Origin of the sequence: Pseudomonas sp. Ant30-3 (genome assembly GCF_000690905.1) — a bacterium.
GTDB lineage: Bacteria > Pseudomonadota > Gammaproteobacteria > Pseudomonadales > Pseudomonadaceae > Aquipseudomonas.
Genome location: NZ_JMCL01000035.1, coordinates 36,364 through 53,813, shown reverse-complemented (window position 1 = coordinate 53,813; position 17,450 = coordinate 36,364). Strand labels below are relative to the sequence as shown.

General features: G+C 50.6%; 12 protein-coding genes. 1 reads left to right on the top strand and 11 read right to left on the bottom strand.

Annotated features, from left to right (window positions below):
* Positions 1-244: 244 nt before the first annotated feature.
* The 10 genes from DU29_RS0109830 to DU29_RS0109780 form a co-directional block, all read right to left on the bottom strand.
* A complete protein-coding gene (locus DU29_RS0109830) occupies positions 245-3,178 on the bottom strand; it encodes an AAA family ATPase (protein ID WP_028621560.1) in 2,934 nt (977 codons plus the stop codon).
* Between the two features lie 2 nt (positions 3,179-3,180).
* The gene (locus tag DU29_RS1000000132270) at positions 3,181-3,777 is read right to left on the bottom strand and encodes an ABC-three component system middle component 1 (RefSeq protein ID WP_152635534.1); all 597 of its coding nucleotides are present in this window, start codon (positions 3,775-3,777) and stop codon (positions 3,181-3,183) included.
* Complete coding sequence (locus DU29_RS1000000132265) at positions 3,774-5,672, bottom strand: ABC-three component system protein (RefSeq protein ID WP_152635533.1); 1,899 nt, start codon at positions 5,670-5,672, stop codon at positions 3,774-3,776. Before DU29_RS1000000132265 ends, DU29_RS1000000132270 begins: the two co-directional genes overlap by 4 nt.
* Before the next feature lie 196 nt (positions 5,673-5,868).
* Positions 5,869-5,997: an MbcA/ParS/Xre antitoxin family protein gene (locus tag DU29_RS1000000133700; protein ID WP_081832463.1), complete on the bottom strand. Its 129-nt coding sequence runs from the start codon at positions 5,995-5,997 to the stop codon at positions 5,869-5,871.
* 599 nt (positions 5,998-6,596) lie between these two features.
* A complete protein-coding gene (locus tag DU29_RS0109805) occupies positions 6,597-6,989 on the bottom strand; it encodes a hypothetical protein (protein WP_028621557.1) in 393 nt (130 codons plus the stop codon).
* Between the two features lie 2 nt (positions 6,990-6,991).
* The gene (locus DU29_RS0109800; RefSeq protein ID WP_028621556.1) at positions 6,992-9,004 is read right to left on the bottom strand and encodes an integrase; all 2,013 of its coding nucleotides are present in this window, start codon (positions 9,002-9,004) and stop codon (positions 6,992-6,994) included.
* Complete coding sequence (locus DU29_RS0109795; protein WP_028621555.1) at positions 8,997-10,511, bottom strand: site-specific integrase; 1,515 nt, start codon at positions 10,509-10,511, stop codon at positions 8,997-8,999. The genes DU29_RS0109800 and DU29_RS0109795 overlap by 8 nt, the downstream gene beginning before the upstream one ends.
* Entirely contained in the window at positions 10,508-11,725 is a 1,218-nt protein-coding gene (locus DU29_RS0109790; RefSeq protein ID WP_028621554.1) for a tyrosine-type recombinase/integrase, read from the bottom strand. Before DU29_RS0109790 ends, DU29_RS0109795 begins: the two co-directional genes overlap by 4 nt.
* A 142-nt stretch (positions 11,726-11,867) precedes the next feature.
* Entirely contained in the window at positions 11,868-12,407 is a 540-nt protein-coding gene (locus tag DU29_RS0109785) for a single-stranded DNA-binding protein (protein WP_028621553.1), read from the bottom strand.
* Positions 12,408-12,416: 9 nt separating this feature from the next.
* Positions 12,417-13,814 carry an MFS transporter gene (locus DU29_RS0109780; protein WP_028621552.1) on the bottom strand — a complete coding sequence of 466 codons (1,398 nt, stop codon included), beginning with the start codon at positions 13,812-13,814 and terminating at the stop codon, positions 12,417-12,419.
* A 191-nt stretch (positions 13,815-14,005) separates the two neighbouring features.
* Here DU29_RS0109780 and uvrA point away from each other — a divergent pair, with 191 nt between their 5' ends.
* On the top strand, positions 14,006-16,840 hold the full coding sequence (gene uvrA, locus DU29_RS0109775; protein WP_028621551.1) for an excinuclease ABC subunit UvrA: 2,835 nt from the start codon (positions 14,006-14,008) through the stop codon (positions 16,838-16,840).
* Between the two features lie 88 nt (positions 16,841-16,928).
* Here the strand turns inward: uvrA and bfr are convergent, their stop codons facing one another.
* Positions 16,929-17,396, bottom strand: coding sequence for a bacterioferritin (gene bfr / locus DU29_RS0109770; protein WP_028621550.1), 468 nt, complete (start codon positions 17,394-17,396; stop codon positions 16,929-16,931).
* Positions 17,397-17,450 lie beyond the last annotated feature (54 nt).

The following is a 17,450-nucleotide window of genomic DNA, read 5'->3' as shown; positions in this document are numbered from 1 at the left end:
AATTTCATATTTCGTCAAAAATTTCGGTAAAATTTTAGATCTATAAGCTAAAACTTTACAAAACTAAATCTGAGGGCTACACGCCCCTCTGTAAGACAGAAGAATCTTTGAGCAATAAAAGACGTCCATTCTAAGACTTTGCAGATGACGGCCATAACCTGACGTAAATCGTTCGCATAGGAATGGCCCTCAAAATATAATCTCTTCGCTTAATAACCCCTGCTAATTTAGAAAGCGAATGCCACTACATGGACTTTACTATAACACCCTCATCAGAGGGCTGCAGATTTACGATCCGCGCCTCGATTCCATCATTGAGAAGTTTTCTTAAAAAGAAGCGAGCTTGAGCTGCATCATGCGTAGCAATAACGACTTGGTATCCGTGATCAGAGATAAAATCTCTCAGAAGATCAAAGACTGATGCCGAGTGCACTAAGTCATGATGTTGAGTGGGATCATCTAATAACAGTGCCTTCCAAGGAGACCAGCTGTGAGTTAGAGACATTGACAATAAGAATGCAAGCTGTATATCAGTCATTTGAGCCTCACTGGCAACGTTCGCAACTGCCACCTCATGAGTTCCCAACTTAACATGCACCCTTGCTTTCGACCTATTTCGCTCTGAAATATATGTTAGGTCGGTCTTTCCAAATCGAGGCTCCCGCACAATGCGGTTAAGTAGCGTCCTCCAAAGTGGAACTACAGTCGCTATTTTTTCTTGGACTGTCTCAATCTCGCTTTTCAGCTTTGACGAAAAATCCTCTAAGGCTGATCTAACCCGCTCCACCTTATTAACTCTGTTAGCGTGATGTTCTATCTCGCCAAGCGTTTTTATACGATATGCTGATTCAGATAAATCTCCTCGAAGACTGTCAATCTGATTTTGTAGCTTCTCCGATTCAACGTGCCAGCCCCAACGAGCGAGTTCGTCCTGACTCCTACCTATCGATATTAGTTCGTTCTCGGCATTGTGAGTTTCTTGAGTTAGAATTAGCTGGCTGGCAGTAGCAGCCTCCAGTGCCGGCAGACCGTCGAATCCTAAGTCGTCCCACTCAGCTTCTATTCTGGTTATAGCTTTATTATTTTCTGAGACAGAGTCTTTAATCAACTGCAAACCCTTCTCTTCAACACTATGCTTTTGACTAGAAATAGTTTGCTGTTCAATATCATCAACTATCTGCGCAGCAAGAGTGGCTCTCCTATCTTCAAGAATTGAAAGCTCTTCGCTGACTTCAATTTCTGAAAGTTCCATTTCCAAGTCAACGATTTTGGTAGTTCCAGACGCTATCTGTATCTCCGCTTCCTTCAGCCTTGAGTCGATTCTATCGCCATCGATTTCAATACTTTGTATTTCACTCTCCAATGATTGCAATACATCTTGTGGTGAAACTACCGGCAAGGCCTTCTTCTCTGCTTCTAACTCATAACGTTTACGATCTAGCTCGTCACTCAGATGCTCAAGCAACTGAGTAGCACCGGCTATATCCTGACCCTGTATTAGCTCATTACTATAGCTGAGATCTATTTTAGATTGGGCAATAGACTGTTCTCTTAGCGCCGCATCGAGCTTTGCAGACAGCAAAGCTCTAGAACTTTCCTCGAGTTCCATAGCCGTACGTTTTGCGGCCAGGTCTAAAGCCAAATCATCATGATTTTTTGATGCGATTAAATATTGAGGTCCGACCGCTAAACTTGCAGCCGCAAGGCTATCCCTGATATGTGCAGCTCCAACATGAGACTTGCATACGGGGCAATCGTCTGAGTCCGGATCCACGCAGGTGGATAATTGGGCCAACGCTGCCTTTAATTTACCCTCTAAACTTGCAAGATCTTCCAGTAATGCTCTTGCTTCTCCAAGCTTAATCGCGGCCTCTTTAACGTCTAAAACAATAGATGACAGGCGCGAATCTGAACTCGCAGCTGACGATTGTAGTTCTTCTATAAGCTCTGAGATTCTGAGAAAATCCTGACTCGCACCCTTCAATTGAGCCAAAGCTTCACGAGCAGTTAAAAGTTTTAATTCTTGCTGCGTTAAATATTCAAAAGTAACAGAAACATACGAGTGCTTACCAACTACATCCTTAAGCTCTTGAAAAACCGTATTTTTAGAAAGCTTCTTCTCCTCGTTTAATTCCTTTAAAACAACCAACTCGTCGAACAAGCTCTTAAGCCCAACTATTTTAGAACGCTCTCGCCCTAAGAACTCAACTTTCTCGCTCCTCTTAATGGCTTTACTGCAATCCGACGCCACCCTTATTAACAAAGCTTCATTAGTTGAAATCTTTTGATTAAGCAACTCCACATCTTGCTTTAATGAAGCAAGAGCGGCTAATTTCTGCCCAATCGCAACCTCACTACTTGACTTATTATCCAACAGCTCTTTATGACGATTTAACTGCGGAAAAAAATCAACTAATCTAGACAGCTTCTGTTGAGAAGTTGTTAATTTCTGATTAACGGCATTTCTAATAGATCCTAGTTCTTCTCGGACATAGCCCATATCTGCAGACGTTGTGCCAGTTAGTCCGGAGCCATTAGCACCTACGAGAAGTAAAATCTCCTCAAGCGACTTTAATGGCTTAACCGACGACAATGATTCAGTTCTTGATGATACCAAGCTCTCCCATCGACCCAAACTAGTTGAAAATTTATCTAACTGTGCAGAGGCATCTGTTTTTTCTTGCGTAAGAGCACGTTTAATTGGGACCATTTTTTGAAAAATCTGGCTCGCCTCTCTACCTAGAGGAAGCCGCGATAACTGCTGACCAGCTTCCTCTGAAGTACCCTGCAAAAACCACTGCTTGCCACGCTGATCTAATAGATGGGTTAATCTGAGAAGGTAGGGATAGTGTTGAGGATCCACACCAGGAAAAAGCGCATCTAACTCTCCTGGAACAACTTCTACTATACCCCTTTCGGTAACAGAAACCTCGCGACTCCACTTAGTGAAGTTCAATCTGACGGACGCTAGGTTCTCTCCGTCCTTGATGAGAGGAATAAAGTCCTCACCCAGCCTATTAACATTACCCGTAAGAGCCAGCTCAATAGCTTCAAACACAGCAGTCTTACCAGTCCCGTTCGGTGCAAGTAAGATCGTTGCACCAGGCCCTACTTCAATTTTAACATTAGTTGAAAATCGCCGAATATTGCTCAGCTCTATTGAATTCAAAGTTAGCATAGTTATTCCTCTTGATTCCTTTCGTCGATAAGAAGACTAGCGATAACTGTACTTTCGTGATCCGACAAAAAAAGCCGCTTCCAATGCTCCTGCATTGGGGAATCCAGCCAGTTATGTTCTTTCTCGGTTGATCTCATCGCACTAACAACAGGATCTGCAACGCTAACCGCCTCATCACCTACCTCTAGCGGACCTAGAAATGTACGCATTACTAAACTCGAATAGCTTTCGTATGGTCGAAGCACATACTTTCGACAAAATTGCTCATCAGCTTCTAGTCGGGAACATTCTCCATCAGAAATGCCATCTACTGATAAAAATAGATACAGATCCGACGCTTCTGGTTCGGGTAACTCATCTCTTACATCAGCGGCCCATTTAGCTCCTAGGGCAATTTGCTCTGTCGAGCTAAGACATACCAGCAATAAAGTTTTATTCCCACCGGAGCCCGCAGTGTGTTTTTTTAATGTAACAACAGATCTGGCAAAGACGCCATCCTGAACTAAGGAATAGAAATAATCAGAACGCTCTTGTTCTGCGAGAAAAAACCTATTCTGAGCGAGCTCCAAAATGGCCGCCCGCAGGCTATCACAATTCATATAATCTCACCCGAACTGACCTTCGTTATATTTCTTTCTCGTGACGCCTGCTTTAAAGAAAGCTCTTTTTGTAATTCTTCACGAATAGCGTTGAGATCGCCAGCCCGGATTAGCCCATCCAGCTTCCTCCCTTTTGTGACTAACAGTTTAGGGCGCTTAGGACTAATTAGAGAGTCGGAGCTAAACTTATCGTCCCTGAGGGAAACCGAGTAGAACTCACTAGAGGAAGATTTAATGTGGGGGAGCAACAAAATAGGTTTAACCTCACCGCCTATGACTAACTCTACTGACTCATCATCATCCTCAGAGAAAAGTTCACGCACTAAAATTTCACGACCAGTCCCTCCCCAATATCTGAGTCCAACTAGCTTAGCTTCAAGGTCAGGACTTATAGCATCCCACTTCGCATCGGCGCCACCTATAGCTGCAGCCACGATAAGCAAAAACAATATACTTTCTGCCATAAGCTCAACCGTAGCCAACCCGACACGCATTTCAGATATCACATGTTTTCTCTCGGCATTGAGCACTAACATATCGCACAGGAACTTATTTCTATCCAACGTCGACGCGCTTAATATTGAGCGCCAACTACTCCATAACTCTTGTACTGCAGGCCGCAGATCACCGTTGAGCTCTCTCAAATTTACATGCATAACTTCTGTTAATTTTAGCCAAGTCCGATCATCCATTTTTTTATTTAAATGTGATGCCTCATGCTCTAGCTCTAGATTATCTTTTAAATTTCGCCCACTTGCTATATTGTGATGCTGGGTATGATCTTTCCAGTTAAGCTGATTTCCACTAACGTCTTGTTTCCCTGTGCCAAGAGTACCATTCACTGATAATCGAGCAACTTCAAGCCCTTGAGTAGAGTCAGTAAAGCAAGCAAGCGAGTTACGAGGAAGATGAATAGCCAACCTAAAAAGTGACTTAACTAAAGCATCATTTTTTGTCGGACTCATGGAGAAAGGTATGCTGTTACTGACAATTAAAGTTGATTGATTCAGCCCGTTCTCCCATAACGAGTCGACATAGTTAAGTGGATCAGCAGCGGAATTGACAACAAGTCCATCTACATGCCAATCGGCCACCCCTTCACTTTGCTTGTAAAATGTCCAAACCTTCTGATCTATTTTAAAAAAGCCTTCCAATCGAGGGATCAGATGTTTCGGAGAAACCACCCCTATATCAGTTGCTTCACTATGAAGATAGTTATAAATTGCTTCCCTAGCCAAATCTACCTCATCGAAGCACTGAGCCAGAATTGTGTTAGTACACTCATGAATTTGACTTTCATCTCCAACAGCCTCGATAGTGACTTTTTTTAATACAAATAAAATCTGTTCTACGCTAGTGAAGCCGCACCAACTCTTAAGCCATGTAATTATATCCTGAGTCCCGCCATCAAGCCTTTGCTCAAGGCCACTGGACGTTGCGCTATCTTTTCTACACTCCTGGCAAAGTTCAGAGAGAACTCGTAACTCCAAGTCTTTCTTTATATTTATGCTATTCGCCGGCACTGTGAGACAAAATCTTTTGGCACATGCCTTATGATCGTCAATCTTATTATAAAAAGAAGACAACCCTACAAAAGCCTTGTCTAAAGCTGATAACTCATGAGGATCCCCTTTATTATCCCCTCTAGCTTTAACTCCTCGGAGAATACCATACTCACAAAAATCTTTGGCCTGACGTTTAACCTGCAAGTATTTCAAAGAACCATCATTGCGCTCAATAACAAGATCGTCCCATTGATCAAGGCCTTGCTCGCTACCCAAGTTTAATTCATGTTCATTACCGTGGATATAAGCTATCACCATCTTAGACATATGATAGACAGCTACATGGCAATCATAATTATCCGATCTTTTTAATCTGAGTTTTTTTAGCATGTCCCTATACCAATACGAGATAACATCACAGGAGTACTTGCCTCACTCGAGTAGGAGCTTTCGGCCTCGCATGGACGGGGCGGCAAGAAGCGAGTATGGCATATAGCTAGTAAAATTAAGCTGCGCTTAAGGCACCATATGGAATGCAGCTACGGGATGGACTGCCCCACTACAGTGCGCGAAGTACACGACGAACCTATACGGCTCCAAGACCGGTCGAGCACAGCATCAACGGTATTGAATGTCCCAACGACCGGTTGGGTACTGACATCCAGCGGGTAGCGGCTTCCCGACTCTCAAAAACCTCCAGTGCTCGCTGGCCCATGAGAGCGATCCGGTCGAGCCGTTCGGATGTGACCGAATCAAATATTTTATGTTGCAGCTTCCGGCGTTTGAGGGTGCTGAGTTACACCCACATCGTTTATTTCACCTCTGTTCAGTAGTACTTACCCGAAAATTGAAGCTAGGCATCCTCCCACTGAACACACTGGCGCATCAATGATTCCGGTCGAATGGCTGAAGAATGCTGGCCAATGCTTGCCAGGGGTAATGTTTTTTTTTGGCCATCGACCAGATACAAGGTCGACGGTGCGTAAAAGCTTCACGAGCCGAGACTAGCCTTTGACGTCTCAGGCAAAGGCGGCACATCACATCGTGACCTTGAATCATCCAGAGCCGATTCCATTCCTCAAACGCCAAGTCAGCCCCGACCTCTACAGCTTCAGCACAAGTCATAGCCTCATCCTGTATCGTTAAGGATCGGGTAAGACGTAAACCGATCTACGTGCACAAGGTTAGCCCAGTTCAAGGGCTATGGTTTCGAACGAGCTTCGCCGGAGGGGACGTCAACGCCGACTCAGAATTGCTCCAGGCCTCGACAACCCAATCTTAAGCGCAGTTTCATCAGCCAACGGTTTAAGATGTCTATCTGTCAATTTTGGGCAGCTCAACATCAAGCTTATCTTTGGTCACTCCGTGTTTGTACGCATTGTATTGCCATCTCACAAACTGCTCTAATAATTTAGAATTTTCCATTTTTAGGCGTTCATTTTCGCTTTCTAAGCGCCTGATGCGCTGTTCTGCGATATTCAAGCTTGGCGGTCTCTTTGTTGAAACAAATCCGGTTTTCAACTGAATTTTTTTTTGTCCAAATGCTGCTTTTATCTGACCGTGCGAACTAAGGGTCTGTCGAGTAGGTCTCCCACCGATTAGAGGCGCAGCCACGTCACACAGAGCATCCCAACCTAACTTACCTTCCCAAGCGTCAATCTGGTTAACTAGAATAGCGATGTCTCTGCGGGTTAGATGCTTTGCCATCGTTAGACTCCAAAGAGTGTGCGAAGCTCATCAATATCAGGAGTGATCAATATAGAAGGAGCACCGTTTTCAGCAACAACTGTGTGTGCAGCTATCTCACGCTTGAGCGGGCTGAACTCCTGATCAACGCTTAAATGGATTACCGAGCCATTCGCAGTGGTCGGCGATTCCAAGATCTCGATAAGCTGGTCTACTCTATCCAGCGTAGTAATTTGATGCTGGCTCCAGCGGTCTGCACCGTAGACACTTTCTTCAGACGCATTCACTGCCTTTCTAAGCTGCAAGCGAATGCCCTCACGCTGTTTTTTTAAGCGCTCCAGCTTTTCCTCGTCCCCCTTGACGCAAACTTGCTCAGTGCAGTTCAAGCAGTCGCGATGCTTCTGGCACGGCAACATTGAAAAGTCATGTACGCAGAACCCATATTCAGTTACATGAGCAATGCCTTCGCCCATCGCATCCAGATCTGCAAACGTGACAGGAACTTTGAGTTTGATTTTCTGAAGTACACCCCCCACTCCTACCTGTCGAGCCATATCAACGTACTCATCATCCGTCATGTGATTGTACGTAGCATTCTGATGAATATTCGCCCGTCCTGACCATTTTGCTATATCAAGCTGAGCGAGACTGCCACGCTGCGCGGCAGTGTTTAGATAATGACGCACTTGATGGGACGTCATCGAAATCTCAGTTCCGTCTAGATTCCTGTAACCGTGCCGAATCCAGATATTTCTCTCTTGCCCATTGATATAATTCATGTCACTCGTGAACGTAATGGTGCCGGGCTTCCAAAGCAAAACTGGACTGGCTCTCATATCCTTACGTAGTTCATGTTTTCTAAAACACAACAGAGCTTCGGAATATTTTATGTTTTTCTTTTTATCAAACCAGGGCCAGTTATCTGGTAGTTTACTGTGGCAATATTCATTGAGAAAAGCCAGGGTCAACGGTTCTCCCTTTAACCTAAGAGTAGCAAACGGTGAGTAACGTTTGAAATAAGCCCACAAAGAACCCGCCGGATTTTCTTCTGAAATCCCCAACGCTCTGCATGCTTGCTCGTTAGACAAACCGGCATCCTCCTTCACGCGTGGACAACCAGGATGCCGATAGAATCGGTGGGGATTCTGTTCATACCAAGACGCTAACTTACGTCCTTCACTTGAAAGTTCCACTAAACGCCGTATGGCCTCAGTGGCAATACTCTTAAACGGCGTTGAAACCCATTTAATATCCGAGCCATAACCCTTACCGGCATAAAATCGTAGCCCCAGACGTTCAATACCGTGACTGTCGCTCTCAGTATGTAAGCAGTGGAACGGAAGATCCTGCACTTCAGCAATACGGGACGGTGCACACATCAGCAGCGCGAATATAGATGTAGTAAATCGGTCACGTGCGTCTTGCAAATCATTGGAAAACATTTCCGCCATGTATTCCATACAATGCTCTGGCGGGACCTTCGCGCTACGTTTGGCCTTTGTTGCTGCATCAGTTCGATTCAGCTCGTTGGGCTTTAAGATTGGGTTTTTCCAGACAAGCGCGTGCGGAATGATCTTCGCCCGGTTAAGAAACTCTACGAGTTTCACTAGGCTGCAACCTGCCTGGTATGCGGACGCCTTGTACTCACGCGCAACCTGCGCTGCCACATCCAATACATTGAGGTCTGTCAGCGTGATATCTGCCTTTCCTTTGACCTGCAATAGCGCTTTCTCAACACAGCGAATACCCTTTATCTCTTTGCAGCGACTGCCACTGTTGGAGTAGTACTGGTGTTGGTAGCGCACATAGGATTTAGCGAAAGGAACAATTTCAGGGTCTAGCATTTGACTGGAAGTGAACCCCCTAGAGGGAGCGCCTATGACGGTAAAATTACAAACTCCCGCCCATGTGTCGCTGCCCCAGTCGAGATCAGTTCCAAAGACTGTCAGGCGATCACGACACATTTCAATGAAGTCAGTGAGATTGGCTTTAGTGTCGCGCTGTTGCTCCGGCATGAAGAGATGTACATCACTCATGGGAAACTTCCTTTTTCATCGCGTCGCATCTGTTAACTACATCACTGACGGCCAGAATCAGGCGATCATTAACAGAGGCAATTTTTCTGTCCTCTGTTTGTTCCAGGACGCTGTCTCGCTCCTGAATCAAACGATCCAGGACTGCTTCATGAGGGCCATCTAGCCAAGGCTGGAAATGGTTGCATGTATAACAAGCAATGGGAGCCAATGCGCCACAAAATCCGTAACTGCCACAGGTGCCGAGGTTCGCGGCGCCATTGGAAATTCGACTACTTCGATCATCGCCCCGCCTCGCGTCACTTTCGGATATCACGAGTACACCCTGGAACGCTTGCGCAATAGGTGCCAACTGCAGTGCAACAGCCTTGTCGATTCGCTCGACAATTTCCGGAATATTTCTCACATATACGCCGGCATTTTGCGTATCAGAATGATCCAGCGCTTCAGCGATGACGTATTCGCCTTTGCCTTCGCGAGCGAGATTAGTACCAAGCGTATAGCGAAAACGGGTTGGATTAAGGTGAACAGGCAGGCCCGTACGCTCGCTGACCAGCTTGATCGTTTTAGCGACCCGATCCATTGCGCTATATACGGAAGTGCTCGGTGCGTGCAGACGATCCCCCCGGAGTTCTGTCCTCAGCTCTAACCTAATGTCGATAGCTCCTAAGGCAGGAAACAGCGGCAGTTCGGGAACAAACTCGGCTGGAACGTCAAAACCCAGACTGGCGCTAAACGCCTGCTTAACTGCCAATGCCTGCTGTTGTAAAAGCAGCCATAAATCTTCGACGACTGCGAATTTGTTAAACGTCGTACGCCAAGCCTGATGACGCTGCTTGGCACGGGGAAAGCTGATGAAGTACCTATCCGACTGCTGGATCAGGTCTTTTAGTTTCAATCCGGTAATCTGCCCAGGACGCCGCCCGGTCATGGCTAGGGTCATTGCGTAAGAGGCGTCGATGAGCTCTAGGCGATCATCACCGTAGGCCGCGATAACTGCTGCTACAACGCCTTCCATTTCGATGTCAGTCAATGGTCCGCTGTCAGGGCACATAGATTGAACTGAATAGCCCTTTTCATTGCCTTTAAGAGTCCATTGATCCACTAAATTTAAAGTGTCGCTCGGGATACCTATATACCCAAGATCAGCCCATCGCCTAATAAGTCCACGCAATGTCCCCAAATACCATTCGGTTTTTTTATCCAACATTGAACGATACGAAATCAAGGACTCGACACTGAACAGGGGTTGGCCGGCTGTTGATTCGATGTAGTGCTTGCAACGCTCAAATAGGTTCCTTGTGTGAGCGGGAGCGCTAGTCTTTGCATAAAAAGCGAGCACCTGCCGGAAAGACAGATACATTTGGGCGTTCATGACGCTGGCCAGAACAAATACAGGGATGCTGAAATCCTTATTCAGTTTCCATCGCTCGTCATCAAGACTGATCCTATACCCCTCCCTTGAATAAAACTCCTCGGGGGCATTTTCCTGAGAAGTCAGCATATTCATGCCCCATCTCCTTTTCGCGCGGTACCAAGATGCCTGTATTGAAGCTCCAGCACCGCTTTACCGGCTTGTTCTTTGATGTGTCTAAGGTTGTAGGTTGCCGCAGTACCAGAGGTCTCACTCCAGCCCATCAGGTATGAACGGATCTTTTCCTCGCGCTCGGGTGACATGTTTACCCCCTCACAGATTGCCGAGAATGTGTAGTTCCAGTGATGGCGTAGCGAGTGGGCATGGATTCCGTTGCAGCCTTCGACAACCAGTCTCAATTCACCCATGAACTTGCCGAACGCGGCATTCGACAAAGGGCGCCCCTGCGAAGCCCCAGATTTATGTGTGACAAACAGATAGCCATGCTTCTTGGCACCGGGCACCTTGTTGCGCTGACTGAGTACATAACCTTGAATTTTATCTACCAGCTCGGGCAGCAACGGAAAAGTACGCTCTCTTGTTTTGGCCACCGGCTGATAGGCTCTAGCGTCATCATTTGAATCCGGACGCCTGACCACTTTCAGCGTATTTTTCGCAAAGTCGATATCCTCGACCTTCAGGTTCAGCAATTCGCCGCGTCGCAATCCCGTGACACGCAGAATTGAGAACATCAACGCGTTGCGCACCTGAACGGCATATTCATGTGCGGGATTGTTACCCGAACCTGGCTTCAAGGCGTCCTCTAGCGCATCAAGAAGCATGTTATCGAGGTGTTTTTCGTCCCTGTCTCTGTTGGACTTAGCCGACTTTCTGGGGCGGTTAGCTTTGATCTGCGAAACCATCCGCTGGGTATCTTCACCAGCGTGCGTGGATGATCTTTGAAGTTGACCCGCGAGGAAGCCAAGGTAGTCGGCTATCACCGACATACGCGCGTACTGATTGTCTGTGCTAACCGTTCTGGATCTACCTGAGATCGTAGCGATATTGCCACCGTTGTCGCGGCTCAACGGTCTTTGCATAAAATCGCGTAAGGAATGCACGTCGTGAGCTTGGAGCAGCTCCCCACGCGAAAACTGCGACTCGATATCATGGCTGTAATAGCCCTGCCAGGCGTACAGAGCTTTGATCGCATCGAGCGCATTTTGAATGGTGTTCAGCGCCAAAGAGCGCCCGCGCATATGCACTGTGACGTAGAGCGCCGGGTAGAACAGAGGCATCCCGGACTCGTCGACAAGAACGATGAGTCGCTCGCCATTTAAGGACTTAATCCTGCGCGCTGAGGGCTTCACGGCGGACTCCCATCTTTACGTTTCTACGTGGTATCTGACCATAGGAGCCTAGTCGAAATATTTTTTACACACGTAGAAATGCAAAGCCCCCGCAGTGCGGGGGCTTCAGGGCTAAACTTTACAAAAAAGTCTAAGGTAACCGCTAGAACGGAATATCATCATCAAAGCTGTCGAAATCCGGAGCCGGCTGCGGTGCGGCCTGCTGTGGTGCCGGGCGCGACTGCTGTGGTGCGGACTGCTGGGGCGGCGACTGCTGCGGACGCGGAGCCTGCTGCTGGCGCGGGGCCGGGGCGGACTGCTGATAGTTGTTGCCCCCGCCTTGCTGATCGCCCTGCTGTGGACGGCCGCCGAGCAATTGCATGGTGCCCTGCATGTCGACCACGATTTCGGTGGTGTAACGCTTGATACCGTCTTTTTCCCACTCGCGGGTCTGCAGCTTGCCTTCGATGTAGACCTGCGAACCTTTACGCAGGTATTCGCCGGCAATCTCTGCCACCTTGCCGAACATCGAGACACGGTGCCACTCGGTCTTCTCGACTTTCTGACCGGTTTGCTTGTCGGTCCACTGTTCGCTGGTCGCCAGACTCAGGTTGGTCACGGCGTTACCGTTAGGCAGGTAGCGAACTTCGGGATCCTGGCCGCAAGTGCCGACCAATATGACTTTGTTAACCCCACGGGCCATAACGTTCTCCTAGGCTTCGCACGCTGTCGCGGTCGGGTTGTTCACCAGACGCTCGAGGGTGGTGCGATCCAATAGTTCGGTGTCCAATTTGATGTAAATGGCCGCTTCATCAGCGACCACGACTGCATCTGTTACCCCTACAACGGCCATGAGGCGCTCGACCAGACCCGCTTCGCGGATGGCCTCCGGCGACAGCGGCACGCGCAGACTCGTTACGTAGGGAGGTTCGCGCATGGTAACAGCAAAGGCCAGCCAAAGTGCAGCCAGGCCAGCGCATCCCAGGAACACAACCGACAGACCGCCATGCTGGAACAGCCAGCCGCCCATGATCCCGCCCAACGCTGAACCGAGGAACTGGCTGGTGGAATAAACCCCCATTGCCGTGCCCTTGCCGCCTGCCGGTGAAACCTTGCTGATCAGCGATGGCAACGAAGCTTCCAGCAGATTGAACGCGGTGAAGAACACCACCGTACCGATCACCAGAGCCCGCAAGCTATCGCCGAACTGCCAGAAGAATAGCTCAGTGAGCATCAGCGCCAGCACCGCGCCCAATAAAACTCGTTTCATTTTGCGTTTCTTCTCGCCGTAGATAATGAACGGGATCATGGCGAAGAAAGAAATCAGCAGTGCCGTGAGGTAGACCCACCAGTGCTGCTCCTTGGGTAACCCGGCTTTTTCGACCAGGGCCAGGGGCAAGGCGACGAAGCTCGACATCAACATCGCGTGCAACACAAAAATGCCCAGGTCGAGGCGCAGCAGATCAGGATGTTTCAACGTTGGTATCAGCGCCTGACGCGCTACGCCCGACTCGCGGTGCTGCAACGGCCCGGTCGAACGCGGCACCATGAACATCACGATCACAATGCCGAGCAGCGCCATAGCGCCCGTGGCGAGAAACAACCCGGACAGCCCGAATGCGCGGGTCAGCAAGGGTCCTACAACCATGGCGACAGCGAACGACAGACCGATCGTCATGCCGATCATGGCCATGGCTTTGGTCCGATGCTGTTCGCGGGTCAGGTCCGACAGCAACGCCATGACTGCCGCAGAAATGGCCCCGGCGCCCTGCAGGATCCGTCCGGCGATCACGCCCCAGATCGAATCGGCATTGGCCGCCAGTACGCTGCCCAGGGCAAAAACAATCAGCCCGAGGTAGATCACCGGACGACGACCGATCCGGTCGGAAATGAAACCGAAAGGAATCTGAAAAAGTGCCTGCGTCAGGCCATACGCGCCAATCGCCAGACCGATCAGGGCCGGGGTCGCGCCTGCCAGATCCATCCCATAGGTCGCCAACACCGGCAACACCATGAACATGCCCAGCATTCGGAAGGCGAACACGAGGGCCAGACCGCTTGCTGCGCGGGTCTCACTGCCACTCATGCGTTCGCTGTGGGGATCGTGCATGGAAAAACCTCATGTGAACCGGCGGCGATTCTACCAGTCCCATCGATTGACAGGGTACATCGCGACGCTTTGACGCGCTCCGCTGACAGAGTCTTCATGCAAGCCTGCGACCCGGTCATTCGATAGTGTGCATCCATCCAGTATTTGGCCGTATACTGCTACGTTTTCGACGCCCGCCAAGCGAGGCCACTTTGGACAAGATCCTGATTCGTGGGGCCCGAACCCACAACCTGAAGAACATCGACCTGACCCTGCCACGGGACAAGCTGATCGTTATCACCGGCCTGTCCGGATCCGGCAAATCGTCCCTGGCCTTCGACACGCTGTACGCCGAAGGCCAGCGCCGTTACGTCGAATCGCTGTCGGCTTATGCCCGGCAGTTTTTGTCGATGATGGAAAAGCCGGATGTCGACACCATTGAAGGTTTGTCGCCAGCCATTTCCATCGAACAGAAGTCGACTTCGCACAACCCGCGTTCGACGGTTGGCACCATCACCGAAATCTACGACTACTTGCGCCTGTTGTATGCGCGCGTGGGTATTCCTCGCTGCCCGGATCATGACATCCCGCTGGAAGCGCAAACGGTCAGCCAGATGGTCGACCTGGTCCTCGCACAACCGGAGGGCAGCCGGCTCATGCTGCTGGCCCCGGTTATCCGCGAGCGCAAAGGCGAACACCTTTCCGTATTTGAAGAGCTGCGCGCCCAGGGCTTCGTCCGGGCCCGGGTCAACGGACGGCTGTGCGAGCTGGACGAATTGCCGAAGCTCGATAAACAGAAGAAGCATTCGATTGATGTCGTGGTTGACCGCTTCAAGGTCCGCGCCGATCTGCAACAACGTCTGGCGGAGTCTTTCGAGACCGCGCTGAAGCTGGCGGACGGCATTGCCCTGGTCGCTTCAATGGATGACGAGCCCGGTGAAGAGATGATCTTCTCCGCGCGTTTCGCCTGCCCGATTTGCGGTCACGCAATCAGCGAGCTTGAGCCGAAACTGTTTTCCTTCAACAACCCGGCCGGCGCCTGCCCAACCTGCGACGGTTTGGGTGTGAAGCAGTTCTTCGACATCAAACGCCTGGTCAATGGCGATCTGACACTGGCCGAGGGGGCGATCCGTGGATGGGACAGGCGAAATGTCTATTACTTCCAGATGCTGGGGTCCCTCGCCTCTCATTACAAATTCAGCCTGGACGTCCCTTTCAACGAACTGCCCGCCGACCAGCAGAAATTTATTCTGCACGGCAGCGGTTCGCAGAAAGTCGACTTCAAGTACCTGAACGATCGTGGCGACATCGTCAAACGCTCGCATCCGTTCGAAGGTATCGTGCCGAATCTCGATCGGCGCTACCGCGAAACCGAATCGGCCTCGGTGCGTGAAGAGCTGGCCAAGTTCCTCAGTACCCAGCCGTGCCCGGATTGCCGTGGCACGCGACTGCGCCGTGAAGCGAGGCATGTCTGGGTCGGCGAAAAAACCCTGCCGGCAGTCACCAACCTGCCAATTGGCGATGCGTGCGAATATTTTGGTGTGCTCAAGCTGACGGGCCGCCGCGGCGAGATTGCCGACAAGATCCTCAAGGAAATCCGCGAGCGTCTGCAGTTTCTGGTCAACGTCGGCCTGGATTATCTGTCACTGGATCGCAGTGCAGACACCCTGTCCGGCGGTGAAGCCCAGCGAATCCGCCTGGCCAGCCAGATTGGTGCGGGTTTAGTTGGGGTTTTGTACATCCTCGATGAGCCGTCGATCGGCTTGCACCAGCGCGACAACGACCGTCTCCTCGGGACGCTCAAGCATCTGCGTGACATCGGCAACACGGTGATCGTGGTCGAGCACGATGAAGATGCGATTCGCCTGGCCGACTACGTAGTGGATATCGGCCCGGGTGCCGGCATACACGGTGGGCACATTGTTGCCGAAGGCACGCCGGCGGAAGTCATGGCGCATCCCGATTCGTTGACAGGCAAGTACCTGTCGGGCCGGGTGAAGATTGCAGTGCCAGCCAAGCGGACGCCACGCAACAAGAAGTTGTCCCTGTCGCTTAAGGGTGCGCGCGGCAACAACCTGCGGAATGTCGATCTGGAGATTCCGATCGGTTTGCTGACGTGTGTCACCGGCGTGTCCGGCTCAGGCAAATCGACGCTGATCAACAACACGCTGTTTCCGCTGAGCGCCACGGCCCTCAACGGCGCGACCACGCTGGAAGCAGCCGCTCACGACAGCATCAAGGGGCTGGAGCACCTGGATAAAGTCGTCGACATCGACCAGAGCCCGATCGGCCGTACACCGCGCTCAAACCCGGCGACGTACACCGGTTTGTTCACGCCGATTCGCGAACTGTTCGCCGGTGTCCCGGAATCGCGCTCACGCGGTTATGGACCGGGCCGTTTCTCCTTCAACGTGAAAGGCGGACGGTGCGAAGCGTGCCAGGGCGATGGCCTGATCAAAGTGGAAATGCACTTTCTGCCGGACATCTATGTCCCTTGCGATGTCTGCAAGAGCAAGCGCTACAACCGCGAAACGCTGGAGATCAAGTACAAGGGCAAGAGCATCCACGAAACCCTCGAGATGACGATCGAGGAAGCCCGGGTGTTCTTCGACGCCGTTCCAGCGCTGGCGCGCAAACTGCAAACGCTGATGGACGTCGGGCTCTCGTACATCAAGCTCGGGCAGTCAGCGACCACACTGTCGGGCGGTGAAGCTCAACGCGTGAAGCTGTCCCGCGAACTGTCCAAGCGCGACACGGGCAAGACCCTGTACATCCTTGACGAGCCGACTACCGGTCTGCACTTCGCGGATATCCAGCAGTTGCTCGACGTGCTGCATAGGCTGCGCGACCACGGCAACACCGTAGTGGTCATCGAACACAACCTGGACGTGATCAAAACCGCTGACTGGCTGGTGGATCTTGGGCCAGAGGGCGGCTCGAAAGGTGGGCAGATCATCGCGGTCGGCACGCCGGAGGAAGTCTCGGAGATGAAGCAATCTCATACCGGGTTCTATCTCAAGCCACTGTTGGCAAGAGATCGGGATTAAATTGCAGGCATGAAAAAGCCCCTGTCACTTGATCAGTGACAGGGGCTTTTTATTGCGTTTCTTGCAGCAGCTTACTCCTGCAATAGCATCACTCGGCGTGCGATTGCAGGTAGTTCTCCAGCCCAATCAGCTTGATCAGCCCCAACTGCTTCTCGAGCCAGTAGGTGTGATCTTCTTCAGTGTCGTTCAGCTGAATACGCAACATCTCGCGACTAACGTAGTCCCGGTGCAACTCGCAGAGCTCAATGCCCTTGCAGAGTGCGGCGCGGACTTTGTATTCCAGACGCAGGTCAGCCGCAAGCATGTCCGGCACTGTAGTGCCGACATCGAGATCGTCCGGACGCATGCGCGGCGTGCCTTCGAGCATCAGAATTCGACGCATCAAAGCATCGGCGTGCCCTGCTTCCTCTTCCATCTCGTGGTTGATCCGTTCATAGAGCTTGGTGAATCCCCAGTCCTCATACATCCGCGAGTGAACAAAATACTGGTCACGCGCGGCCAGTTCGCCGGTCAGCAACGTGTTGAGGTAATCGATAACGTCTGGGTGGCCTTGCATCGCCCTACATCTCCCTGCTTGAAAGTCTGTAGTTTGAACCAAGGCGACCGTTTG

Excerpts from the sequence above, each read along its gene's own strand:
- DU29_RS0109795 (WP_028621555.1), bottom strand. The coding sequence starts at position 10,511 with ATGAATATGCTGACTTCTCAGGAAAATGCCCCCGAGGAGTTTTATTCA.
- DU29_RS0109805 (WP_028621557.1), bottom strand. The coding sequence starts at position 6,989 with ATGGCAAAGCATCTAACCCGCAGAGACATCGCTATTCTAGTTAACCAG.
- DU29_RS0109780 (WP_028621552.1), bottom strand. The coding sequence starts at position 13,814 with ATGCACGATCCCCACAGCGAACGCATGAGTGGCAGTGAGACCCGCGCA.
- DU29_RS1000000133700 (WP_081832463.1), bottom strand. The coding sequence starts at position 5,997 with ATGGGCCAGCGAGCACTGGAGGTTTTTGAGAGTCGGGAAGCCGCTACC.
- DU29_RS0109830 (WP_028621560.1), bottom strand. The coding sequence starts at position 3,178 with ATGCTAACTTTGAATTCAATAGAGCTGAGCAATATTCGGCGATTTTCA.
- bfr (WP_028621550.1), bottom strand. The coding sequence starts at position 17,396 with ATGCAAGGCCACCCAGACGTTATCGATTACCTCAACACGTTGCTGACC.
- DU29_RS0109785 (WP_028621553.1), bottom strand. The coding sequence starts at position 12,407 with ATGGCCCGTGGGGTTAACAAAGTCATATTGGTCGGCACTTGCGGCCAG.
- DU29_RS0109800 (WP_028621556.1), bottom strand. The coding sequence starts at position 9,004 with ATGAGTGATGTACATCTCTTCATGCCGGAGCAACAGCGCGACACTAAA.
- DU29_RS1000000132265 (WP_152635533.1), bottom strand. The coding sequence starts at position 5,672 with ATGCTAAAAAAACTCAGATTAAAAAGATCGGATAATTATGATTGCCAT.
- DU29_RS1000000132270 (WP_152635534.1), bottom strand. The coding sequence starts at position 3,777 with ATGAATTGTGATAGCCTGCGGGCGGCCATTTTGGAGCTCGCTCAGAAT.